Origin of the sequence: Pseudomonas sp. AM14(2022), from assembly GCF_036346455.1 — a bacterium.
GTDB lineage: Bacteria > Pseudomonadota > Gammaproteobacteria > Pseudomonadales > Pseudomonadaceae > Aquipseudomonas > Aquipseudomonas putida_A.
Map to the genome: position 1 here is coordinate 174,351 of NZ_JAOTNY010000007.1, position 24,663 is coordinate 199,013.

At 61.4% G+C, this 24,663-nt stretch carries 20 protein-coding genes; 2 read left to right on the plus strand and 18 right to left on the minus strand.

Annotation, left to right across the window (positions count from 1 at the left end; translation table 11 throughout):
* Positions 1 to 19: 19 nt before the first annotated feature.
* The 16 genes from V3W27_RS16065 to leuC all read right to left on the minus strand — a co-directional run bounded on the left by V3W27_RS16065 (position 20) and on the right by leuC (position 18,561).
* Positions 20 to 796: an SDR family oxidoreductase gene (locus V3W27_RS16065; RefSeq protein ID WP_115989372.1), complete on the minus strand. Its 777-nt coding sequence runs from the start codon at positions 794 to 796 to the stop codon at positions 20 to 22.
* Positions 793 to 2,004 carry an O-succinylhomoserine sulfhydrylase gene (locus V3W27_RS16070; protein WP_330207043.1) on the minus strand — a complete coding sequence of 404 codons (1,212 nt, stop codon included), beginning with the start codon at positions 2,002 to 2,004 and terminating at the stop codon, positions 793 to 795. The genes V3W27_RS16065 and V3W27_RS16070 overlap by 4 nt, the downstream gene beginning before the upstream one ends.
* Positions 2,005 to 2,084: 80 nt before the next feature.
* A complete protein-coding gene (gene purF / locus V3W27_RS16075; protein WP_003226416.1) occupies positions 2,085 to 3,590 on the minus strand; it encodes an amidophosphoribosyltransferase in 1,506 nt (501 codons plus the stop codon).
* Positions 3,591 to 3,631: 41 nt separating this feature from the next.
* Positions 3,632 to 4,192, minus strand: coding sequence for a CvpA family protein (locus tag V3W27_RS16080; protein WP_007961197.1), 561 nt, complete (start codon positions 4,190 to 4,192; stop codon positions 3,632 to 3,634).
* A gap of 98 nt (positions 4,193 to 4,290) precedes the next feature.
* The gene (locus V3W27_RS16085) at positions 4,291 to 4,956 is read right to left on the minus strand and encodes an SPOR domain-containing protein (RefSeq protein WP_330207044.1); all 666 of its coding nucleotides are present in this window, start codon (positions 4,954 to 4,956) and stop codon (positions 4,291 to 4,293) included.
* On the minus strand, positions 4,940 to 6,247 hold the full coding sequence (gene folC / locus V3W27_RS16090) for a bifunctional tetrahydrofolate synthase/dihydrofolate synthase (protein WP_330207045.1): 1,308 nt from the start codon (positions 6,245 to 6,247) through the stop codon (positions 4,940 to 4,942). The genes V3W27_RS16085 and folC overlap by 17 nt, the downstream gene beginning before the upstream one ends.
* A complete protein-coding gene (accD, locus tag V3W27_RS16095; RefSeq protein ID WP_027611535.1) occupies positions 6,244 to 7,164 on the minus strand; it encodes an acetyl-CoA carboxylase, carboxyltransferase subunit beta in 921 nt (306 codons plus the stop codon). The genes folC and accD overlap by 4 nt, the downstream gene beginning before the upstream one ends.
* A gap of 200 nt (positions 7,165 to 7,364) precedes the next feature.
* Positions 7,365 to 8,009, minus strand: a complete 645-nt coding sequence (locus V3W27_RS16100; RefSeq protein WP_330207046.1) for a phosphoribosylanthranilate isomerase — start codon at positions 8,007 to 8,009, stop codon at positions 7,365 to 7,367.
* A gap of 64 nt (positions 8,010 to 8,073) precedes the next feature.
* A complete protein-coding gene (truA, locus tag V3W27_RS16105; RefSeq protein WP_047600206.1) occupies positions 8,074 to 8,898 on the minus strand; it encodes a tRNA pseudouridine(38-40) synthase TruA in 825 nt (274 codons plus the stop codon).
* 268 nt (positions 8,899 to 9,166) lie between these two features.
* Positions 9,167 to 11,797, minus strand: coding sequence for a FimV/HubP family polar landmark protein (locus V3W27_RS16110; RefSeq protein WP_330207047.1), 2,631 nt, complete (start codon positions 11,795 to 11,797; stop codon positions 9,167 to 9,169).
* A gap of 209 nt (positions 11,798 to 12,006) precedes the next feature.
* Complete coding sequence (locus V3W27_RS16115; protein WP_330207048.1) at positions 12,007 to 13,017, minus strand: aspartate-semialdehyde dehydrogenase; 1,011 nt, start codon at positions 13,015 to 13,017, stop codon at positions 12,007 to 12,009.
* Positions 13,018 to 13,265: 248 nt separating this feature from the next.
* Entirely contained in the window at positions 13,266 to 14,378 is a 1,113-nt protein-coding gene (gene asd, locus V3W27_RS16120) for an aspartate-semialdehyde dehydrogenase (protein WP_003226428.1), read from the minus strand.
* 66 nt (positions 14,379 to 14,444) lie between these two features.
* Complete coding sequence (gene leuB, locus V3W27_RS16125; protein ID WP_027611530.1) at positions 14,445 to 15,527, minus strand: 3-isopropylmalate dehydrogenase; 1,083 nt, start codon at positions 15,525 to 15,527, stop codon at positions 14,445 to 14,447.
* A 55-nt stretch (positions 15,528 to 15,582) separates the two neighbouring features.
* Positions 15,583 to 16,350: a class I SAM-dependent methyltransferase gene (locus tag V3W27_RS16130; protein ID WP_330207049.1), complete on the minus strand. Its 768-nt coding sequence runs from the start codon at positions 16,348 to 16,350 to the stop codon at positions 15,583 to 15,585.
* 134 nt (positions 16,351 to 16,484) lie between these two features.
* Positions 16,485 to 17,129, minus strand: a complete 645-nt coding sequence (leuD, locus tag V3W27_RS16135) for a 3-isopropylmalate dehydratase small subunit (RefSeq protein ID WP_007969234.1) — start codon at positions 17,127 to 17,129, stop codon at positions 16,485 to 16,487.
* Positions 17,130 to 17,142: 13 nt separating this feature from the next.
* Complete coding sequence (gene leuC / locus V3W27_RS16140) at positions 17,143 to 18,561, minus strand: 3-isopropylmalate dehydratase large subunit (protein ID WP_027611528.1); 1,419 nt, start codon at positions 18,559 to 18,561, stop codon at positions 17,143 to 17,145.
* A 141-nt stretch (positions 18,562 to 18,702) separates the two neighbouring features.
* Here leuC and V3W27_RS16145 point away from each other — a divergent pair, with 141 nt between their 5' ends.
* A complete protein-coding gene (locus V3W27_RS16145; RefSeq protein ID WP_007969232.1) occupies positions 18,703 to 19,593 on the plus strand; it encodes a LysR family transcriptional regulator in 891 nt (296 codons plus the stop codon).
* A 68-nt stretch (positions 19,594 to 19,661) separates the two neighbouring features.
* Positions 19,662 to 22,940: a sensor domain-containing protein gene (locus V3W27_RS16150; protein WP_330207050.1), complete on the plus strand. Its 3,279-nt coding sequence runs from the start codon at positions 19,662 to 19,664 to the stop codon at positions 22,938 to 22,940.
* A gap of 48 nt (positions 22,941 to 22,988) precedes the next feature.
* On the opposite strand, the gene V3W27_RS16155 is transcribed toward V3W27_RS16150, so the two are convergent.
* Positions 22,989 to 23,432 carry an Hsp20 family protein gene (locus V3W27_RS16155; RefSeq protein ID WP_007969230.1) on the minus strand — a complete coding sequence of 148 codons (444 nt, stop codon included), beginning with the start codon at positions 23,430 to 23,432 and terminating at the stop codon, positions 22,989 to 22,991.
* A gap of 121 nt (positions 23,433 to 23,553) precedes the next feature.
* Positions 23,554 to 24,513, minus strand: coding sequence for a tRNA dihydrouridine synthase (locus tag V3W27_RS16160; RefSeq protein ID WP_027611526.1), 960 nt, complete (start codon positions 24,511 to 24,513; stop codon positions 23,554 to 23,556).
* Positions 24,514 to 24,663 lie beyond the last annotated feature (150 nt).

Below are 24,663 nucleotides of genomic sequence, written 5' to 3' on the forward strand. Positions count from 1 at the left end.
AGGTTTGCGGCTTCGCTTCTTAGTCCGTGTAAATCATCTTCTTGGTCATGCCGCCATCCACGACGAATTCCTGCCCAGTGACAAACCCGGCATTGCGTGACAGCAACCACGCCACCATCGCCGCGACGTCTTCGACCGTCCCTACCCTGCCCGCCGGATGCTGAGCATGATCGGCATCGGCCAAAGGCTCGGCTCGACGCGCAGAAGGATCCCGCGCATCGATCCAGCCCGGGCTGACCGCATTCACGCGAATCTCCGGCCCAAGGCTGATCGCCAGCGCATGGGTCAACGCCAACAATCCGCCCTTGCTCGCTGCATAAGCCTCGGTATCCGGCTCTGACTGCGCCGCACGGGTCGAGGCCAGATTGACGATCGAGCCGTTGTGCGCGCGCAGATACGGCGCACAGTGCTTGGCCAGCAGCATCGGCCCACTGAGGTTTACCGCCAGCACTCGATTCCAGTACGCCAGATCAAGACTTTCCAGGGTGATGTTGTGCGGGTCAGCGACTGCCGCGTTGCACACCAGCGCATCGAGACGACCAAATTGGCCGAGCACCTCGGCAACGCCGAGCGCGACCTGACTTTCATCCGCCACGTCCATGGCGATGAACCAGGCATTCTCGCCCAGCACCTTCGCCACTTTCGATCCGCGCACACGATCGAGATCGGTCAGCACCACCTGCCAGCCTTCGCTGATCAACCAGGCCGCGATACCCAAACCGATGCCGCGCGCAGCACCGGTAACCAGCGCCACGCGACCATGGGTGCCCGCCTTCGGAGTAGACAACTCGATCACAACGCCGCCAGACCGCGCGACAGATCAGCCTGCAGGTCCGCCACGTCTTCCAGACCGACCGCGATGCGGATCAGGCTGTCACGAATCCCTGCTGCTTCACGCTCCTGTGGCGCCAGACGGCCATGGGAGGTGGTGCTCGGATGAGTGATGGTGGTTTTGCTGTCACCAAGGTTGGCGGTGATCGAGATCAACCGGGTGGCATCGATAAAGCGCCACGCGCCCTCTTTGCCGCCCTTGACCTCGAAACTCACCACCGCACCGAAGCCCTTCTGTTGACGCTGGGCCAGTTCGTGCTGCGGATGACTCTTGAGACCGGCGTAATGGACTTTCTCGATACCGTCCTGCTGCTCCAGCCATTCGGCCAGTTGCTGGGCGTTGGCGCAGTGCGCCTTCATCCGCAGATTCAGGGTTTCCAGGCCCTTGAGGAAGATCCACGCGTTGAACGGGCTCAGTGTCGGCCCGGCGGTGCGCAGGAAACCGACAACTTCTTTCATCTGCTCGCTGCGACCGGCCACCACACCGCCCATGCAGCGGCCCTGGCCGTCGATGAACTTGGTCGCCGAGTGCACGACGATGTCCGCACCGAGTTTCAGCGGTTGCTGCAAGGCAGGCGTGCAGAAGCAGTTGTCGACCACCAGCATCGCGCCTTTGGCGTGAGCGATTTCCGCCAGCGCGGTGATATCCACCAGCTCGGCCAACGGATTGGACGGCGACTCGACGAACAGCAGCTTGGTGTTCGGCTTGATCGCCGCATCCCAACCCGACAGATCGGCAAGCGGCACGTAGTCGACTTGCACACCGAAACGCTTGAAGTACTTATCAAACAGGCTGATGGTCGAGCCGAACACACTGCGCGACACCAGCACGTGATCGCCGGCACTGCACAGGCTCATCACCACCGCCATGATCGCGGCCATGCCCGTGGCGGTGGCGACCGCTTGCTCGGCGCCTTCCAGCGCGGCAATGCGCTCTTCGAACGCGCGCACGGTCGGGTTGGTGTAGCGCGAGTAAACGTTGCCCGGCACTTCCCCGGCAAACCGCGCCGCCGCGTCGGCAGCGGTGCGGAACACGTAGCTGGAAGTGAAGAACATCGGATCACCGTGTTCGCCTTCCGGCGTACGGTGCTGACCGGCACGTACGGCCAGGGTATCGAACGCTACGCCTTCGAGGTCGCTGTCCAGCCGACCGGCATCCCATTCCTGACTCATGCTGTCACTCCTTGCCCTGTTCTGAATAAATAAAAGTCTTTTGCCAGATACAAAACCGGCCCCTCAGGGCCGGTAGAAACTCAGTTGTTGTACAGATCGATGATCGCACTGACCGCCTGGGTCTTGACCTTGGAGGCATCGTTGCGTGCCTGCTCGATCTTGTCCAGGTAAGCCTCGTCGACGTCGCCGGTGACGTACTTGCCGTCGAACACCGCGCAATCGAAGTTTTCGATCTTGATCTTGCCGCCACCGACTGCTTCGATCAAGTCAGGCAGATCCTGATAGATCAGCCAGTCTGCACCGATCAGATCCGCCACATCCTGAGTCGAACGATTGTGTGCGATCAGTTCGTGAGCGCTCGGCATGTCGATGCCGTAAACGTTCGGGAAACGTACGGCCGGGGCCGCCGAGCAGAAGTAGACGTTTTTCGCGCCGGCTTCGCGGGCCATCTGGATGATCTGCTTGCAGGTTGTGCCGCGTACGATCGAGTCGTCGACCAGCATCACGTTCTTGCCACGGAATTCCAGCTCGATGGCGTTGAGCTTCTGACGAACCGACTTCTTGCGGGCCGCCTGGCCCGGCATGATGAAGGTCCGGCCGATGTAGCGGTTCTTGACGAAGCCTTCGCGGAATTTCACACCCAGGTGGTTCGCCAGCTCCAGCGCGGCGGTGCGGCTGGTGTCCGGAATCGGGATGACCACGTCGATGTCATGCTCTGGACGCTCGCGCAGGATCTTCTCGGCGAGTTTCTCGCCCATGCGCAGACGCGCCTTGTACACCGACACGCCGTCGATGATCGAATCCGGACGCGCCAGGTAAACGTGTTCGAAGATGCACGGGGTCAGGGACGGGTTGGTCGCGCACTGACGGGTGTGCAGCTTGCCGTCTTCAGTGATATAGACCGCTTCGCCCGGGGCCAGATCGCGGATCAGGGTGAAACCGAGCACGTCCAGCGAAACGCTTTCGGAAGCGATCATGTACTCGACGCCTTCGTCGGTGTGACGCTGACCGAACACGATCGGACGAATGCCGTGCGGGTCACGGAAACCGACGATGCCGTAACCGGTGATCATCGCCACCACCGCGTAACCGCCGACGCAACGGTTGTGCACGTCGGTCACGGCGGCAAACACGTCTTCTTCGGTCGGTTGCAGCTTGCCGCGCTGGGCCAGCTCATGAGCGAACACGTTGAGCAGCACTTCCGAGTCGGAACTGGTGTTGACGTGACGCAGGTCGGATTCGTAGATCTCCTTGGCCAACTGTTCAACGTTGGTCAGGTTGCCGTTGTGCGCCAGGGTGATGCCGTAAGGCGAGTTGACGTAAAACGGCTGCGCTTCGGCCGAGGTCGAGCTGCCGGCAGTCGGGTAACGGACGTGACCGATACCCATGTGGCCGACCAGGCGCTGCATGTGACGCTGCTGAAACACGTCACGCACCAGACCATTGTCCTTGCGCAAGAACAACCGGCCATCATGGCTGGTCACGATACCGGCAGCGTCCTGGCCGCGGTGCTGGAGCACGGTTAGCGCGTCATACAGCGCCTGATTGACGTTCGACTTACCGACGATACCGACGATGCCACACATGCGACGCAACCCCTACTTAATGGATCTGAACTGAACAACACTCACTGAGGCGTTTTGGCCGACGGCAAGAGTTGCTCCTTGAACGGAATATCAGCGGGTACGCTGATTCCGCTGGCAAGCCACTGACTGCTCCACCCGAGAATCAGGTTTTTGGACCAGTCGGCGACCAATAGAAACTTTGGCACGAGCTGTGATTCTTTCCACCACCCGTCCTGCTGTACCGGCCCCAGGCTCAACAGCCCGACTGCCACGACCACCAGCAACACGCCACGCGCCGCGCCGAAGGCCATGCCCAGGAATCGATCGGTGCCGGACAATCCGGTCACGCGCACCAACTCGCCGATAAGATAATTGATCATTGCGCCCACGATCAGTGTGGCGACAAACATGATGGCACAGCCCGCGATCACGCGAGCCGATGGGGTTTCGATGTATCCGGCGAGGTACTCGGACAGTGAGCCACCGAACATCCAGGCAACCGCTCCTGCGATGATCCAGGTCACCAGCGATAATGCTTCCTTGACGAAGCCGCGGCTCAAACTGATCAAAGCGGAGATGGCGATGATTGCAACGATCGCCCAATCAACCAGGGTAAATGGCACAGTGCAGCCTACAGACGGATAAGGCGGCGCATTTTAGCAGAGCGCACCGCTGTCGGTAAGCTGCGATTTTCAGTGCATTTCAATCGAATCGATAGATCCTAGCCGCGCTCGGGCTGGAAGCGCACGACAAACCCCTTGAGGTTCTGCTGGCGACTCAACAGATCACGCAGACGATCGGCCTCGGCACGCTCGATCAGCGGACCCACGAACACCCGGTTCTTGCCGTCGGCGGAACGGATATAAGCGTTGTAGCCCTGACTGCGCAGAGTTTTCTGCAGGCTTTCGGCGCTGGCGCGACTCGACAGGCTGGCCAGTTGCACCGACCAGCTGACCGACAGACCGTTGGCATCGACGCGACTTTGCGTGGTGTCAGGTTTCGATGCAGCAGCAATTGGCTGAGCAGGCGCCGGAATCGGCTTGGCCACCGCAGGCGGCGCAGTCGGCTTGGCGATTGCTATGGGCGCCGCTGGGGCCGGGGTTGGGGCCGAGGCCGCCGCGACTGGAGCAGCAGGCGCAGTGTCTTCTGCGACTTCTTCATCCGCTGGCACCGGTTCTTGCGGCAAAGCCTGCGGCTCAGGCACGGCCACCGATTCCATTTGCACCTGCGGCATCGAAGGGGCTTGCGGCGCGGCAGGCGCCTCGACCGTCACTTGACGTTGCTCGTCCTGGCGGGAAAACAGCATCGGCAGGAAAATCACCGCCAGTGCCACCAGCACCAGGGCGCCAACCATGCGCTGCTTGTACGCTTTATCCAGCAAAGCCATTTGCCGCTTCCTCCGTGGAGCGCCGGGCCAACCATTCAAGGGCCTCGGCGACACAATAAAATGATCCGAACAACAAAATCTCGTCGTCGCTGGTGGCCACTGCGCACTGCCCTTCCAGCGCCGCTGCGACACCGTCATAGGACGTGACAGACGCGCCAAGGTTCTGCAACGCCGCGTGTAATTCACTGACCGGACGCGCACGCGGCGAATCCAGCGGCGCGACCGCCCAATGCTGGACACCAGCATTCAATTCGCCGACAACACCATCCAGATCCTTGTCGGCCAGCAAGCCGAACACCGCCAGACGCTTGCCCACCGGCGGCCGAGTGGCCAGGCGCCGCGCCAGATATTCCGCCGCGTGCGGGTTATGCCCCACGTCCAGCAACAGGCTCAGGCGCTTGCCATGGAATTCGAACGAGCGGCGATCCAGCCGGCCGACCACGCGAGTGGCCTGCAAGGCAGCAACAATTTGCGACGGATTCCACGGCAAACCGAGCAGCAGATACGCCTGCAGGGCCAGCGCGGCGTTTTCCATCGGCAGATCGAGCAGCGGCAAATCATGCAATTCGACCACCTGACCTTGGGCGTCAGTGCCGCGCCATTGCCAGTCGTGATCGGTGATCCCCAGATCGAAGTCGCGCCCGCGCAGAGAGAACGGGCACGCGAGTTCACGGACCTTGTCGAGCAGCGGTTGCGGAGGATTCAGGTCGCCGCACAAGGCTGGTTTGCCCTGACGGAAAATCCCGGCCTTCTCGAAGGCCACGGATTCGCGGGTATTGCCCAGGTACTCGGCATGATCGACGCCAATGCTGGTGACCAGCGCGATATCGGCGTCCACCACATTGACCGTGTCCAGACGCCCGCCCAGCCCGACTTCCAGCACCACAGCGTCAAGTTTTGCCTGTTGAAACAGCCAGAACGCCGCCAGGGTGCCCATTTCGAAGTAAGTCAGGGAAGTGTCGCCACGCCCGGCCTCGACTGCAGCGAAGGCTTCGCACAGCTGAGCGTCAGTGGCTTCGACGCCATTGAGCTGCACCCGCTCGTTGTAACGCAGCAGGTGCGGAGAATTGTAGACACCCACGCTCAGGCCCTGCGCCCGCAGCAATGAAGCCACGAAAGCGCAGGTCGAACCCTTGCCGTTGGTGCCGGTGACCGTAATCACCCGAGGCGCCGGCTGGCCCAGTCCCATGCGGGACGCTACCTGTTGCGAACGCTCCAGCCCCATGTCGATGGCCGATGGATGCAACTGCTCAAGGTAGGCGAGCCACTCGCCAAGGGTACGCTCGGTCATACGTTGGCAGGCACCGGTGGAACGACGATTGGCTCGACAGGCGCGGCGACGTAGGTCGGAGTCGGCTGGCCGGTCAGTTGCGCCAGCAGATTGCCCAGGCGCGGACGCAGTTCACGACGATCGATGATCAGATCGATCGCGCCATGCTCCAGCAGGAACTCGCTGCGCTGGAAGCCTTCCGGCAGTTTTTCACGCACGGTCTGCTCGATCACGCGCGGACCGGCGAAGCCGATCAGCGCCTTTGGCTCACCGACGATCACGTCGCCGAGCATCGCCAGACTGGCGGAAACGCCGCCGTAGACCGGATCGGTCAGCACCGAGATGAACGGAATGCCTTCTTCACGCAAACGCGCCAGTACCGCCGACGTCTTGGCCATCTGCATCAGCGAGATCAGCGCTTCCTGCATGCGCGCACCACCGGAGGCGGCGAAGCAGATCATCGGGCAACGGTTTTCCAGGGCGTAGTTGGCGGCGCGCACGAAGCGCTCACCGACGATGGCGCCCATGGAACCGCCCATGAAGCTGAATTCGAATGCCGACACCACCACCGGCATACCCAGCAGGGTGCCGCTGACGGAGATCAGCGCGTCTTTTTCGCCGGTCTGCTTCTGTGCAGCGACCAGACGGTCCTTGTACTTCTTGCCGTCGCGGAATTTCAGACGGTCAACCGGCTCCAGATCTGCACCCAGCTCGTTGCGGCCTTCGGCATCCAGGAAGATGTCGATACGCGCCCGTGCGCCGATGCGCATGTGGTGGTTGCACTTGGGGCAAACGTCCAGGGTCTTTTCCAGCTCAGGGCGATACAGCACAGCCTCGCAGGACGGGCATTTGTGCCACAGACCTTCAGGCACCGAGCTCTTCTTGACCTCCGAACGCATGATCGAAGGGATCAGTTTGTCTACCAACCAGTTGCTCATGCTTTCTTTCTCCAGTACCGGCGGCCCGAACGCTCTGGTTCGCAGCCCCGCGTATGCCCTTCAGCTAAATTCATGTGTGTGGCGATGATTGATGGAACGCCGCGGTCAGCGCGAAACATGACCTGCGTGCAACTCCAGAAACCCTCAGCCTCGCCTGCTTTGTGCAAGTGCATTGATGGACGGCGGCAGTTCGCCAGCCGTCACATCGAAGTAGACGCTCCCTGCGAGCTTCTACGTACGGCATTGATGAACGCGCGGATCTTCGCATGATCCTTGATGCCCTTGCTCGCCTCTACCCCACCGCTGACATCGACCGCGTACGGTTTGACTCGCGCCACGGCGTCGGCGACGTTTTCCGGGGTGAGACCACCGGCCAGGATCAGTGGCTTGCTCAACGCTTGCGGAATCAATGACCAGTCGAACGCCTCGCCGGTTCCGCCCGGCACGCCTTCGACGTAAGTGTCGAGCAGCACGCCACTGGCACTCGGATAGGCATCGACGGCAGCCGCGATGTCATCGCCGGCCTTGACCCGCAATGCCTTGATGTACGGACGATGCCAACCTTCGCACTCTTCAGCGGTCTCGTCGCCATGGAACTGCAACAGATCCAGCGGCACGGCATCGAGGATTTCCCCCAGCTCGCAGCGGCTGGCGTTGACGAACAGGCCCACCGTCGTCACGAACGGCGGCAAAGCCTGGATGATCGCCCTTGCCTGCTGCACATTCACTGCACGCGGGCTCTTGGCGTAGAACACGAACCCGATCGCATCCGCCCCGGCCTCGACCGCTGCCAACGCATCTTCTATGCGGGTAATCCCGCAGATCTTGCTGCGAACGGCTGACATATCGAGAAAAACTCCGCGTCAAATTCGGGAAAGTCCCGGATGGTAACAAAAGCGCTCGAGGGCGTCAGCCGTCAAGTTCCGAGAAACCCGTAAGGAAATGTGGCCCGATAAAACGCTCGGGCAACGGAAATTCATCGTGATACTCGACCTGCACCAGATACAACCCGTACGGATGCGCTGTCACGCCACCGGAACGGCGCTCGCGGCTTTCCAGCACTTCCTTCATCCACTCGACCGGGCGTTCGCCAGCACCGATGGTCATCAACACACCAGCAATGTTGCGCACCATGTGGTGCAAAAAGGCGTTGGCGCGGATATCGAGCACGATCATCTTGCCGTGGCGAGTCACGCGCAGATGATGCATCTTCTTGATCGGCGACTTGGCCTGGCACTGACCAGCACGGAACGCACTGAAATCGTGAGTGCCGATCAGGTATTGCGCCGCTTCAGCCATGCGCTCAACGTCGAGTGGGCGGTGGTTCCAGGTGATCTCTTCGTTGAGATGCGCCGGACGAATCTGATCGTTGTAGATCACATAGCGATAACGCCGGGCGATGGCTTTGAACCGCGCATGAAAATGCGCCGGCATCACCCGCGCCCAACTGACACTGATGTCGTGGGGCAGATTGATGTTGGCGCCCATCACCCAGGCTTTCAGCGAGCGATCGACCTGCGTGTCGAAATGCACCACTTGTCCGCAAGCATGCACGCCCGCGTCGGTACGTCCGGCGCACTGCAGTGAAACCGGCGAGTTGGCGACTTTCGACAAGGCTTTTTCAAGCTCTTCCTGCACCGTGGCCACGCCGGTCAACTGACGCTGCCAGCCGCTGTAGCGCGAGCCTTTGTATTCGACGCCAAGCGCGACGCGGTAAAAGCCGTCGGGTGCCATTTCGGCGACCGGGTTATCTATGTTTGCCAAGGAGGGACAGCCTGCTGATGTACAAAGGCGGGCATTATAAGGCTGTGAGTCGGGGATGCCAGTCAGTTCTGTGTTGACCGATCCGGCCTCTTCGCGAGCAAGCCCGCTCCCACAGGTAGAGCACATTTCAAATGTGGGAGCGGGCTTGCTCGCGAAAGCGCCATTCCAGGCGCTGCAGAATCCAGCCCAGACAAAAACGGCAGCCTCGATGGGCTGCCGTTTTTTATTTACCGCTGGCTCATGCCAGGTGCGAAAGCATTTCCTTGGCTTCGCCACGCTGCTTTTCGTCACCCTCGGTCAACACTTCGTTGAGGATGTCGCGTGCGCCGTCGCTGTCGCCCATATCGATGTAGGCCTGGGCCAGATCGAGTTTGGTCGCGGCTTCGTCGGTGCCGGCGAGGAAGTCGAAATCGTCCTCGCCCAGATCATCGCCCATGGCCGCATCGGCTTCGGTGAAGGTCGGCTCGGCGATGCTCTGCGACAGGCGATCCAGCTCGGCGTTGACGTCATTCAGTTCCGCTGCGAATGCGTCAGGCTCGGCCGCCGGGTTGCTGTCCATTTCATCAGCCAGCGACAGATCGAAATCCGCCGGCAGTTCCAGATCGTCCTGTGGCACTTCGTTGGCGACCACAGGCTCGGCCGGCGACAGATCTTTCACGCCTTCGTCCAGATCCAGCAGGAAGTCATCATCCGCCAGATCCGCCGCCGGGGCTGGCGCAGGCTCGGCACCCAGATCCAGATCGAGGTCGAAGTCCGACAGGTCGTCGAGGTTCTCTTTGATCTCGGTCTGCTGTTGCAGCACCGATTCAAAGCTCAGATCGTCGTCGGCCGGGAACTCGTCCAGCTCCACCGGAGCTTCAGGCTCAACAACAGGTGCAGGCTCAACAGGAGTGATGTTGTCGAGATCGTCCAGGCTCAGGTCGAACGCGCTATCCAGGTCGTCCGCCGCAGGCGCAGGCGCCTCTGGCTCGTCGAGCAGCAGCTCCTTGACGTATTGCGCATCGAGTTCGGCGGCGGCTGCCGCTGCAGCCAGACCCGCGACAGCGACGACCGCCATGGCCGGGAAGCGTTTTTTCAGCTCTTCGACCTTGGCGAAGTTATCACCGTTGGCCACCAACTGACGCTCCTGACCCACGAACGCATCGCGATCACCCTGCTGACCGTAGACTTCCATCAGCTTCAGACGCAGATCACTGCGTTGCGGCTCGAGGCTGACGCCCTCTTCCAGCAACGCTGCGGCCTGATTCAGGCGACCGGCATTGATGTGCGACTGAGCCTTGTCCAGCACGTCATCGGAACGCTCGGCGGACGGTGCGACCAATGGCGCGGCAATCGGCTCAGCCATCACCACCGGAGCCACTACCGCAGCAGGCGCTGGCGCAGGTGCCGGGGTGTTGAGCTTGACGCTGGCAGCAGGTGTCTCCAGGCCTTCGAAGCTGCTTTCCGGCAGATCCTGCTCGGCGGAGAACTCTTGCTCTTCCGCCAGAGCGCGGGCCATGCGCAGGTGTTTCTCGGCTTCCTGCTGGGCTTTGCGGCGACGGGCCAGCAGCAACAGCAGAAGCAGCAACACCACCGCACCGCCACCGATCAGACCCAGCAGGATCGGATTGGTCAGCAGTTCATTGAAGGTTTTGTCTTCATCGACTACCGGTTTTGGCGCAACCACTGGCGTCTCGGCAGGCGTGTCGACCGGTGGCGCAATCGCCGATTCAGGTGTTGGCGCCGCTTCTGCCGGGGTGGCTGGAGGGGTTGCAGCCAGTTCGGCGGTGATCGCCGGTACGGCAGCAGTGGCGGCTGGCGCAGCGCCCGGGCCTTCGGCCTGCATCTTCGCCAGTTGATTGTTCTTCAGCTCGATCAGGCGTTGCAGCTTGTCCAGCTGACTTTGCAGATCGGCCATGCGGCTTTTCAGTTCCTCGTTGTCACGACGGGTCGTGTCGAGGCTTTCCTGAGTCACCGCCAGCTTGTTGCTCAAGGCCTTGGCATCGCCGGCCGGGCCTTTGCCGCGGCCCTTGGCGTTTTCGGCGGAGACCAGGCTCAGGTTGTCCTTGGCATTCTGGCCGGCGCCGACATTGCTGCGACCACGCTTGGTGGCATCGAGCTGCTGCTGGCCAGTGCCAGGCTTGGCCACATAGCGACGACCCTGACGCCAGGCTTCGTTCTGCGCGGCGACTTCGGCAATCGCTTTCGATTGCGGCAGCGCGGTGCTTTCCACCGAGTCCGGCAGGCGCAGCACCTGACCGGTTTTCAGCCGGTTGATGTTGCCGTCGATGAACGCATCCGGGTTGAGCGCCTGAATCGCCAGCATGGTCTGCTGCACCGAACCGCCGGTGCGCGCCTTCGCGGCAATTTCCCACAGGGTGTCGCGCGGCGTGGTGGTGTATTGCGACGGGTGCGTGGCGCCGGTGGTCGGTGCGGTGATGGTCTGCGACGGTGCCGGTTGCGCAGCGGCGTCAGCGGTCTGTGGCGAGAATTTCGACGGATCCAGCAGCACACTGTAATCGCGCAGCAGACGGCCATTCGGCCACATCACCTGCACGAGGAATTTCACCATCGGTTCCGACAGCGGCTTGCTCGAAGTCACGCGCAGCACGCTTTTGCCGCTGGCGTTGAGCACCGGGGTGAACGTCAGGTCGTTGAGGAAGGCCTGGCGATCGACGCCGGCCTTGGCGAAATCTTCGGGTGAAGCCAGGCTCGGCACCACTTCGGCAGCAGTGAGATCCTTGACGTCGAGCAGCTCGATCTCGGCCACCAGCGGCTGGTTCAGGGTCGACTTCAGGGTCAGCTCCCCGAGCCCGAGGGCATGCGCCATACCGGAGGACAGCGCCGAGGCGGCCGCTATTGCTAACACCAGTTTGCGAACTTGAACCATAGCCTCATCCTTTGTTTGAACGTTCCTCGGCCAGCGAGAAGATGTTGATTGCCGCTGCCGTAAGGCATTGCGCGCGACGACGACAGACTGCCGCGCGCGATCATTTCTTTGATGCCCCGGAAAGTCCCGGAGGGTGACACGTTATCAAGTGCTCCGGGCAAGCATAGCGCTCACCTAGAATCAGTCGACAAATTGTTGCCAAGTATCTTTTACAGCAGGTCTTTTATCAACAATTCAGCGACCTGCACAGCATTCAGGGCCGCGCCTTTGCGTACGTTATCTGACGTCAGCCACAGATTAAGTTCCGCCGGGTCGTCGACACCGCTGCGCACCCGACCGACATAGACAACGTCCTGCCCCACCGCGTCACCCACCGCAGTCGGATAATCGCCGGCCTCAACCAGCTCGATGCCGGGCGCATCCTCAAGCGCAGCGTTGACCTTTGCCAGGTCGACCGCGCTCGCTGACTGCAAGGTCACGCTATAGCTATCGCCAAAAAACACCGGGGCTTGAACGCAAGTGGCGGAAATCTTTAATAAAGGTTGCTTCAGCACCTGACGCAACTCGCGCACCAGACGTTTTTCCAGCAGCGTGTGGCCTTGAGCGTCGGGCGTGCCGACCTGGGCCAACAGGTTGAAGGCCATCTGCCGATCAAAGAAAGTCGGCTCCAGCGGACGCATGTTCAGCAACTCAGCGGTCTGCCGCGCCAGCTCGGTCACAGCTTCGCGACCTTGGGCGGACACGGCCAGATTGGCGGTGACGTTGACGTATTGCAGTTCGAGCAAATCGAGCAGCGGCGCCAGCACCACGGCCAGCGTCGCCGCCGAAGGGCTTGGGCTGCTGACCTGGAACGGCGCTCTCAGACCGGCGATCACCTCAGCGTTGGCTTCCGGCACCACTTGCGGCGCCTGCTCGGCCGGCAACGCGCCGGACAGGTCGATCAGCGAGCAACCGGCCGCGTGGGCACGCGCCGCGTAACTCAGGGAAACGGCAGCGCCAGCGGCGAAGAATACCAGTTTGACCTTGCTGAAATCGAACTCGTCGACTTCACGCACGCGCACGTTCTTGTTGCGAAACAGCACCGAACTGCCGGCGGATTCGCTGCTGGCCAGCAAGTGCAGGTTGCCGACCGGGAAGTCGCGCTCTTCGAGAATCTGTACGAGGGTTTCGCCGACAGTACCGGTGGCGCCGACGACGGCAATATCAAGGGTCTGGGTCATGGTTCTACCTCTGGCGAAACGGGGGGAGCGGCACTTTACCGGGTGAGTGAGATGCAGGCAATTTCTGTCGGAATGCACAGTGTCTGCACCGAACCCTTCGCGAGCAGGCTCGCTCCCACAGGGGGAACGCATTTCAAGGGTGGGAGCGGGCTTGCTCGCGAAGGCGCTAGACCTGACACCGGGAACCCTCAGGCATAAAAAAACCCGCACCTCTCACAAGGCGCGGGTTCTTTTACGACTTCAAGCGATCAACGCTCAAGCAGGATCCGCAGCATGCGACGCAGCGGTTCGGCCGCGCCCCACAGCAGTTGGTCGCCGACGGTGAAGGCACCGACGAATTGCGAGCCCATGTTCAGCTTGCGCAGACGACCCACCGGTACGTTCAGGGTGCCGGTGACCTTGGTCGGGCTCAGCTCCTGCATGCTGATGTCGCGGTTGTTCGGCACCAGTTTGACCCAAGGGTTGTGCTGGCTGATCAGCCCTTCGATATCAGCGATCGGCACGTCTTTGTTCAGCTTGATGGTCAGCGCCTGGCTGTGGCAACGCATGGCGCCGATGCGTACGCAGATGCCGTCGACCGGGATCGGGCTCTTGAAGCGGCCGAGGATCTTGTTGGTCTCGGCCTGGGCCTTCCACTCTTCGCGGCTCTGGCCGTTCGGCAGTTCCTTGTCGATCCACGGGATCAGGCTGCCGGCCAGCGGTACGCCGAAGTTTTCGGTCGGGTACGCGTCGCTGCGCATGGCTTCGGCCACGCGACGGTCGATGTCGAGGATCGCGCTGGCCGGATCGGCCAGTTGATCGGCCACCGCAGCGTGGGTCGCGCCCATCTGCTTGATCAGTTCACGCATGTTCTGCGCGCCCGCACCGGAGGCCGCCTGATAAGTCATGGCGCTCATCCACTCGACCAGACCGGCCTCGAACAGACCACCCAGCCCCATCAGCATCAGGCTGACGGTGCAGTTGCCGCCGATGTAGTTCTTGGTGCCCGCATCCAGCTGCTGGTCGATGACCTTGCGGTTGACCGGGTCGAGAATGATGACGGCGTCATCGTTCATCCGCAGGCTGGAAGCCGCGTCGATCCAGTAACCCTGCCAGCCGGCTTCGCGCAGCTTCGGGAACACTTCGCTGGTGTAGTCGCCGCCCTGGCAGGTCAGAATCACGTCGAGGGTTTTCAGCTCTTCAATGCTGTAAGCGTCCTTGAGCGGAGCAATATCCTTGCCCACGGACGGGCCTTGGCCACCGACATTGGAAGTGGTGAAAAACACCGGCTCGATAAGATCGAAATCCTGCTCTTCCAGCATCCGCTGCATGAGCACGGAACCGACCATGCCGCGCCAACCGATCAGACCTACACGTTTCATCGCAACTACACCTTCTTGAAAAGTGGGCCGCTGCTTTGTATTGAATTTCGCAGCGGGCCCGAGAGATTACAGATTCCGCAGCGCGGCGACTACTGCGTCACCCATTTCCTGCGTTCCGACTTTAGTGCAACCGGCCGAATAAATGTCACCGGTGCGCAAGCCTTGATCCAGCACCACGCTGACGGCTTTCTCGATGGCATCGGCCGCATCGTGCAGATTGAAGCTGTAACGCAGCATCATCGACACCGACAGAATGGTCGCCAGCGGGTTGGCAATGCCTTTGCCGGCGATGTCCGGGGCCGAACCGTGGCAAGGCTCGTACATGCCCTTGTTGTTCGAATCCAGCGAGGCCGACGGCAGCATGCCGATCGATCCGGTAAGCATCGAGGCTTCGTCGGAGAGAATGTCGCCGAACATGTTGTCGGTGACGATCACGTCGAACTGCTTCGGTGCGCGCACCAGTTGCATGGCGGCGTTGTCGACGTACATGTGGCTCAGTTCGACTTCAGGGTAATCCTTGGCGACCTGCTCGACCACTTCACGCCACAGTTGGCTGGACGCCAGCACGTTGGCCTTGTCCACCGAGCACAGCTTTTTGCCGCGAACCATGGCCATGTCGAAACCGACGCGGGCGATACGGCGGATTTCGCTTTCGCTGTACGGCAGGGTGTCGTAAGACTGACGCTCGCCGTTTTCCAGGGTGCGGGTGCCGCGTGGCGCGCCGAAGTAGATGCCGCCGGTCAGCTCACGGACGATCAGGATGTCCAGACCGGCAACGATTTCCGGCTTCAGGCTCGAAGCGTCGGCCAGTTGCGGGTAGAGGATCGCCGGACGCAGGTTGCCGAACAGGCCCAGTTGCGCACGGATTTTCAGCAGACCGCGCTCAGGGCGGATGTCACGCTCGATGGTGTCCCATTTCGGGCCGCCCACGGCGCCCAGCAGGACTGCATCGGCAGCACGGGCACGCTCGAGGGTTTCGTCGGCCAGCGGCACGCCGTGCTTGTCGATGGCGGCGCCACCGATCACGTCATGGCTCAGCTCGAAGCCCAGGCTGTACTTGTCGTTGGCTAGCTCCAGCACCTTGACCGCTTCGGCCATGATTTCCGGACCAATACCGTCACCTGGGAGAATCAGAATCTGCTTGCTCATGCTTTCCTCGTGTCTTCAATCGGTTCGCCTCTAACAGGCGCGCCCGGAAAAATGCTTAGCGTTCGGCCATCAATACGATTACATCTGTACTGAACGAGCCGTCGGCATCAATCTCAAAATATTCGCGCACTTCGTTGCCCATCGACTGCTGCAACTGGCGGATCGCCGCGCGCATCACCTCGGGCGTGCGCATGCGCTCGACCCAACTGCTGTATTCCAGGCGCAGGCGCTGACGCGTGGTGCTGCGAGTGTGCAGCCCGGCCTCGCTGACCTGACGCAACCACTCACCGGCGGAATAATCGCGCACGTGGCTGGTGTCGCGCAGCACCTCGACGCTTTGCAGGTAAGTGTCGAACAACGGACTGCCCGGTGACAACACGTCGACGAACGCCGCCACGCCACCCGGTTTCAGCACCCGGCGCACTTCGCGCAGGGCCACCCCGAGGTCGCTCCAATGGTGCGCCGAATAACGGCTGAACACGTAATCGAATTCGCCATCGGCAAACGGCAGGCGCTCGGCGGCGCCGTTGACCGTGGTAATGTTGTTCATGCCGCGATCAACCGCCGCAGCGGCGACCACATCCAGCATCTGCTGCGACAGGTCGTAGGCCACCACTTCCTTGACCAGTGGCGCCACATGAAAACTCACATGACCGGCGCCGCAACCCAGGTCCAGCACCCGGGCTTGGCCCTGCCCGGCCAGTTCAGCCTGTAGCAGCGCGAATTCGGTGCCTTGAGCGTGAACGGCGCTGCTCAGGTAGGCGGCGGCCTGTTCACCGAATTGTTTTTGTACAACCTGGGTGTGCTGGGCGGTGCTGGTCATGGGGAATTCCTTTTTGGCTGGAGTCTTGTGTTGCCTTTGCGGGCCTCATCGCGAGCAGGCTCACTCCTACATTTGGAATGCGTACACGTGTAGGAGTGAGCCTGCTCGCGATGGCGTCATTCGCCATACACAAATTATGCGTCGCGGAACAACCATGGCTGGCTCACACGATGCTTGGCCTCGAACGCCGCAATCGCATCACCGTCCTGCAAAGTCAGGCCGATATCGTCCAGCCCATTGAGCAGACAATGCTTGCGGAACGCGTCGATCTCGAAGCGGTACACCTTGCCGTTCGGACTGGTCACGGTCTGCTCGTGCAGATCGATCTGCAATTGATAGCCCGGCTCGGCCTCGACCTGCTTGAACAATTCATCGACTTCAGCGTCGCTCAGGATGATCGGCAGCAAGCCGTTCTTGAAGCTGTTGTTGAAGAAGATGTCGGCGTAGCTCGGCGCGATGATGCTGCGGAAGCCGTATTCTTCCAGCGCCCACGGCGCGTGTTCACGGCTGGAGCCGCAACCGAAGTTCTCGCGGGCCAGCAACACACTGGCGCCCTGATAACGCTCGGCGTTGAGCACGAACTCCTTGTTCAACGGACGCTTGGAGTTGTCCTGATACGGCTGACCGACATCCAGGTAACGCCACTCGTCGAACAGGTTCGGGCCGAAACCGGTGCGCTTGATCGACTTCAAAAACTGCTTCGGGATAATCTGGTCGGTGTCGACGTTGGCACGATCCAGAGGCGCGACAAGACCAGTGTGCTGGGTAAAAGCTTTCATGCTGCGCTCTCCTTCAGATCAATTCACGAACGTCGATGAAACGACCGTTCACCGCCGCCGCAGCGGCCATGGCCGGGCTCACGAGGTGGGTACGACCACCGGCGCCCTGACGGCCTTCGAAGTTACGGTTGGAGGTCGAGGCGCAATGCTCGCCGGACTCCAAGCGGTCCGGGTTCATCGCCAGGCACATCGAGCAACCCGGCTCACGCCATTCGAAACCGGCTTCGAGGAAGATCTTGTCGAGACCTTCGGCTTCCGCCTGCGCCTTCACCAGACCCGAGCCCGGTACGACGATTGCCTGCTTGATCGTCGAAGCGACTTTGCGACCCTTGGCGATCACGGCCGCAGCGCGCAAGTCTTCGATGCGCGAGTTGGTGCAGGAGCCGATGAACACGCGATCCAGCTGAATGTCGGTGATCGCTTGATTGGCGGTCAAACCCATGTATTTCAAGGCGCGGACGATCGAATCGCGCTTGACCAGATCCATCTCTTTGGCCGGATCCGGCACGTTCTGATCAACGGCCAGCACCATTTCAGGCGAAGTGCCCCAGCTGACTTGCGGCTTGATCTGTGCAGCGTCCAACTCAACTACGGTGTCGAACTTGGCGTCGGCGTCGGAGACCAGGTCTTTCCAGGCTTCAACCGCCTGATCCCACTGCGCGCCTGTCGGTGCGAACGGACGGCCCTTGACGTATTCGACAGTCTTTTCGTCCGCAGCCACCAGGCCCACACGGGCGCCGGCTTCGATGGACATGTTGCAGATGGTCATGCGGCCTTCGACGGACAGGTCGCGGATCGCGCTGCCGGCGAATTCGATGGCATGGCCGTTACCGCCGGCGGTGCCGATCTTGCCGATCACCGCGAGGACGATGTCCTTGGCGGTCACACCGAATGGCAACTGACCTTCGACGCGCACCAGCATGTTCTTCATTTTCTTCGCGACCAGGCACTGGGTGGCGAGCACGTGCTCGACCTCGGAAGTGCCGATCCCGTGCGCCAAGGCACCGAACGCGCCGTGGGTCGAGGTGTGCGAGTCGCCGCAGACTACGGTCATGCCCGGCAAGGTTGCGCCCTGCTCCGGGCTGATCACGTGGACGATGCCTTGGCGGATGTCGTTCATCTTGAACTCGACAATGCCGTACTCATCACAGTTGTCATCGAGGGTCTGAACCTGCAAACGCGAGACCTGGTCGGCAATCGCGGCGATGCCGCCCTTGCGCTCCGGTGTGGTCGGTACGTTGTGGTCCGGGGTCGCGATGTTGGCATCGATTCGCCAAGGCTTGCGCCCGGCCAGACGCAGGCCTTCGAAGGCTTGCGGCGAGGTCACTTCGTGGATGATGTGACGATCGATATAGATCAGCGCCGAGCCATCGTCGCGCTGTTTGACCAAATGCGAATCCCAGAGCTTGTCGTAGAGCGTTTTGCCGGCCATCAGACGGTTCCTCATCAGCTTGTTTCTATGCCCTGGGCTTATCAATAACCCTTTGGCTTGTGAGGCCGATCCTATGGGGTTACATTAAATAACTCAAATTCATATTTTTTATGCTTTGGATAACTAACTGGAATACGAACCATGGATCTGGCCAACCTCAATGCTTTTATCGCCATCGCCGAGACCGGCAGCTTCTCCGGCGCCGGGGAACGCCTGCACCTGACGCAACCGGCGATCAGCAAACGCATCGCCGGACTGGAGCAACAATTGAAGGTAAGACTGTTCGACCGACTCGGTCGTGAAGTCGGCCTGACCGAGGCTGGCCGCGCCCTGCTGCCCCGGGCGTACCAGATTCTCAACGTGCTGGACGACACCCGCCGCGCCCTGACCAACCTGACCGGCGAAGTCAGCGGCCGGCTGACCCTGGCCACCAGTCACCACATCGGCCTGCACCGCTTGCCGCCCCTGTTAAGGGAATTCACCCGCCGCTACCCACAGGTGGCGCTGGATATTCAGTTCCTTGATTCGGAAGTGGCTTACGAAGAGATTCTCCATGGCCGTGCGGAACTGGCGGTGATCACCCTGGCGCCAGAGCCGCACACACTGGTCAAAGCCACGCCGGTGTGGGACGACCCGCTGGATTTCGTGGTGGCGCCGGAGCATTCGCTGATCAGCAATGGCGCAGTGAGCCTGGCGGACATTGCCGGTCATCCGGCGGTTTTTCCCGGAGGCAACACCTTTACTCATCACATTGTCCAACGCTTGTTCGAAGCCCAAGGGCTGACGCCGAACATCGCCATGAGCACCAACTACCTGGAAACCATCAAGATGATGGTCTCCATTGGTCTGGCCTGGAGTGTTCTGCCCCGCACCATGCTTGATGAACAAGTGGCGCGCATACCTTTGCCGGGCATACAGCTCAGTCGCCAGCTAGGCTATATCGTGCACACCGAACGGACGCTGTCGAATGCGGCAAGGGCTTTCATGGCCTTGCTGGATGCGCAAATCGATCTGCCAGGGACTCCCGGCTAACTTGTGCTACTCCTATAGAGCCGCTGTCCCTGTGCCTAACGCCACCATCAGCTCAAGGCCCGTTAACAATGCCGAAATCTGTTGACCGAATTCCGCCGATGCCGCGTATTCAGGCCATTGATCCGCGACGTTCCGAGCAGAGCTGGGAGAGTGCGCCGCAATTGCTCGCCGCGCTCAACGGCGCCCGGCTCGGCGCCTGGTATTGGGACATCGAGCGCGGGCAGATCAGCTGGTCACGGGGCACTCAGGCGCTGTTCGGCTTCGATCCACGTCAACCGTTGCCGCAGGATCTTGAATATCTGGATCTGCTGCCGCCCGAAGACCGGGCGAAAACCGTGCGCGCCTTCCACGCGGTGATTGCCGGCGCCCCGCTGGAACAGGCGATGCACCACCGCATCCGCTGGCCCGACGGCAGCCTGCATTGGCTGGAAATCAGCGGCAGCCTGCTGCCGGACAAAAACGGCCGGCCCCGAATGATCGGGGTGATTCGCGAAATCACCCACCAGCGCCAGCGCGAACAGGCTCTGAGCAGCTCGGAGAAACGTTTCGCCACACTTTTTCACCTGTGCCCGAACATGGTGCTGCTGACGCGCCAGGAAGACGGCCTGATCACCGAAGCCAACCAGTATTTCGAAAGTCTGTTCGGCTGGCCGGTCCAGGACGCCATCGGTCGCACCACACTGGAACTGGGCTTGTGGGTGCACCCGGAACAACGCGCAGAGCTGGTGAAAAAGACCAAGGCCAAAGGTGAATTGATCAGCATGGAAGTGCAGTTCCGCGCCAGCAACGGGCAGATTCATGACGGCATCCTCAGCGCGCAGAAGGTCGAACTCGAAGGCCAGCCGTATCTGCTCAGCACGTTTCTCGACACCACCGAACGCAAAGCCGCCGAACACGCCTTGAAAGACAGTCAGGAACGCCTTGATCTGGCGCTGGACTCGGCGCAACTCGGCACCTGGGACTGGCACATCCCCAGCGGCATGCTCTACGGCTCGGCGCGGGCCGCGCAATTGCACGGGCTGGAGCCGATCCCGTTTCACGAATCATTCGAGGAGTTCTTCGAAGGCGTGCCCGGCGAGGAGCGCGACAGCATGCGCGACGCCTACCGCAGCCTGCGCGAAGGCCCGGCCGGCAACTATCAACTGACCTATCGCGTGCAACTGGCGGATGGCAGCTCGCGCTACCTGGAAAGCCGCGCCCGCCTCTATCGCGACGAAAACGGCGCGCCGCTGCGCATGGCCGGGACCTTGCTGGACATCACCGATCAGGTCGAGCGCGAGCAACGCCTGGTCGCCTCCGAAGAGAAATTCGCCACGCTGTTCCAGGTCAGCCCCGACCCGATCTGCGTCACCCGCCAGGACAGCGGCGAGTTCATCGAGATCAACAACAGCTTCACCCAGACCTTCGGCTGGAGCGCCGCCGACGTGATCGGGCGCACCGCCGAGGACATCGGCCTGTGGGACGCCTCGGCGAAGAGTCTGCAACGCATCGAGCGGGTGATCCGCGAACAGGGTCTGAGCAATGTCGCGATCATCGTCCAGCACAAGGACGGCCAGTCGCTGACGTGCGTGATTTCCAGCCGGCAGATCAGCGTCGGCAATCAGCCGTGCATCGTCACCACCTTGCGTGACATCACCCAACAACAGCGCTCCGAAGCCGCACTCAAGGCCAGCGAAGAGAAATTCGCCAAAGCATTTCACTCCAGCCCCGACGCGATCACCATCACCGAACGCGACACTGGGCGCTATCTGGAGGTCAACGACGGTTTCTGCCGCCTCACCGGTTATCGTGCCGAAGAAGTGGTGGGCAAAACCGTGTACCAGATCGGCATCTGGGCCGAAGAGAAACAACGCTCGGCGCTGCTTGCCGAACTGCAGATCAAGGGCCGCGTTCATCATCAGGAGATGCTCGGGCGCAACAAGCGCGGTGAGTTGCTGACCGTTGAAGTGTCGATCGAACCGATCACCCTCAACGAAACGGCGTGCCTGCTGCTGACCGCCCGGGACGTCAGCCTGTTGAAAAACGCTGAAGCACAGATCCGCCATCTGGCCTATCACGATCCGCTGACCAATCTGCCCAACCGCGCCCTGCTGATGGATCGCCTGAGCCAGCAGATCGCCCTGCTCAAGCGCCACAACCTGCGCGGTGCGCTGCTGTTCCTCGACCTTGACCACTTCAAGCACATCAACGACTCGCTGGGCCACCCGGTCGGCGATACGGTGCTGAAAATCATCACCGCACGGCTCGAAGCCAGCGTGCGCATGGAGGACACGGTGGCGCGTCTCGGCGGCGATGAGTTCGTGGTGCTGCTCAGTGGCCTTGAAGGCACGCGCAACGAGGTCAGCGCACAAGTGCGGGAACTGGCCGACACCATTCGCGAACTGCTCTCGGAGCCGATGTTCCTCGACGGCCAGCGCCTGCAGGTGACACCGAGCATCGGCGTGGCGCTGATTCCCGATCACGGCTCGACCCCGACCGACCTGCTCAAACGCGCCGACATCGCCCTGTACCGGGCCAAGGATTCCGGGCGCAACACCACGCAGATGTACCACAACACCATGCAGAAAGCGGCCAGCGAGCGGCTGCGCATGGAGACCGACCTGCGTCTGGCGTTATCGCGCGGCGAGTTCAACGTGCATTACCAGCCGCAGGTCGATGCGCAGGACAACCGCATCATTGGCGCCGAGGCGCTGGTGCGCTGGAATCACCCGGAACTCGGCGCGCAATCGCCCACTGAATTCATCAAGGTGCTGGAAGACAGCGGGCTGATTCTGGAGGTCGGTACCTGGATCCTCGATGAGGCCTGTGAGGCGTTCAAACAATTGATCGCGCTGAAACTGGTCGACCCGCTCAACTTCAGCCTGTGCGTAAACATCAGCCCACGGCAGTTCCGCCAGAACGACTTCGTCGAACGCATCGAACACAGCATGAGCAGCCACGGCCTGCCCTGCTCGCTGCTGAAACTGGAGATCACCGAGGGCATCGTCATCCAGAACCTGGAAGACACCATCAGCAAAATGCGCCGTCTGAAAAAACTTGGCGTGAGCTTCGCCATGGACGATTTCGGCACCGGCTATTCATCGCTGACCTACCTCAAGCGCCTGCCGGTGGACACCCTGAAAATCGACCAGTCGTTCATCCGCGACGCAACCACCGACCCCAACGACGCCGAGATCATCCGCGCCATCGTCGCCATGGCCCGCAGCCTGGAACTGGAGGTGATTGCCGAAGGCGTGGAGACGCCGGAGCAACTGGCGTTCCTGCAGGGTCTGGGCTGCCATTTGTATCAGGGTTACCTGCACAGTCGGCCGGTGGCGCTGGAGGCGTTGAAAAAGATGCTCGAATGACGGGCACAAAAAAAGGGCGCCAGGGGCGCCCTTTTTTCTTGCTCGGCCTTATTGCAGAACCGGCTTTTGCGCTCCGTTGATCGGGATGCGCTTGGCTTTCGCTTCTTCCGGGATCACCCGCAGCAGGTCGATGCTCAGCAGACCGTTGCTCAGGTCGGCGGCCTTGATCTCGATGTGATCGGCCAGGCGGAAGGACAGCTTGAAAGCACGCTGGGCAATGCCTTGATGCAGGAAGGTCACGCCTTCGTTGGCATCACGCTTGCCGCCACTGATGGTCAGCACACCCTTCTCGACTTGCAGCTCCAGGTCTTCTTCCTGGAAACCGGCTGCCGCTACGACGATGCGGTATTGATCGTCACCGTGTTTTTCCACGTTGTAGGGTGGGTAGGTGCTGCCTGGCTCGTTGCGCAGCGCGGTTTCGAACAGGTCGTTGAAACGGTCGAAACCCACCGAGGAACGGAACAGTGGTGCCAGGGAAAATGCAGTACTCATGGTTCAAATCTCCTGAAAACAATCAGCAAGGTTTTTTGACTCCGCGACCCGAATTCGGCATCGCGTAACCCTTAGATAGGGACCGCCAAAATGATTTCAAGAGAGTATTTGCAGATTTTTTTCAGGCTGCGGCGGCGACCGGCAAACCGAGCAAACGCGAGACCTGGTCCGGCTCCGTCTCGCGACGCAGCACGGTAAACAGCTCGGTCGCCTCGGGATAATTGCGCGTCAGCATCGCCAGCCATTGCTTCAAGCGACCCGGCGATTGGCGTGCGGTCATCTGCGCCTTGGCTTGCAGCCAGAAGTCCTGGATCAGCGGCAGCAGCTCGGCCCAACTCATCTCGACCACTTCTTCACCGGCGCGCGCGGCAGCGATCTGCCGGGCCAGATCCGGGCGCGAGACCAGACCGCGACCGAGCATGATGTCTTCGACGCCGCTGATCTCGCGGCAGCGGCGCCAGTCCTCGACGCTCCAGATATCACCGTTGGCGAACACCGGCACCTTGACCACGTCCTGCACCCGCGGAATCCACTCCCAATGCGCCGGCGGCTTGTAGCCATCGACCTTGGTCCGGGCGTGCACCACGATGTGTTCGGCGCCGCCCTCGGCCAGCGCAGTGGCGCAGACCAGCGAGCCGTCCGGGCTGTCGAAACCCAGGCGCATCTTCGCGGTGACCGGGATGTGCGCCGGCACGGCACGACGCACGTGCTCGACGATGGAGTTGAGCAGTTCCGGTTCCTTGAGCAGCACCGCTCCGCCCCGCGACTTGTTGACGGTTTTGGCCGGGCAGCCGAAGTTCAGGTCGATCACTTCCGAACCGAGCTCGCAGGCCAGCGCCGCGTTTTCCGCCAGGCACACCGGATCGGAACCCAACAATTGCACGCGCAACGGCACACCGGAACGGGTGCGGGCGCCGTTGAGCAACTCCGGGCCGAACTTGTGGAAGTAGGCCGGGGTGAGCAACTGATCGTTGATCCGAATGAACTCGGTCACGCACCAGTCGATGCCGCCAACGCGGGTCAGCACGTCGCGCAGGATGTCGTCGACCAACCCCTCCATGGGCGCCAGGGCAATTTGCATGGGGAAAACACTACTCAGGAAGAAAAAACGTGCGGCAGTTTACTGGATTACGAGAAAAACCGCAGATCCCTTACAGGTGTGAGCCTGCTCCCACAGGGATTGAGGTCTGCAGCAGGTTTTGTGGTTAATCGCGGGATCATTGTGGGAGCG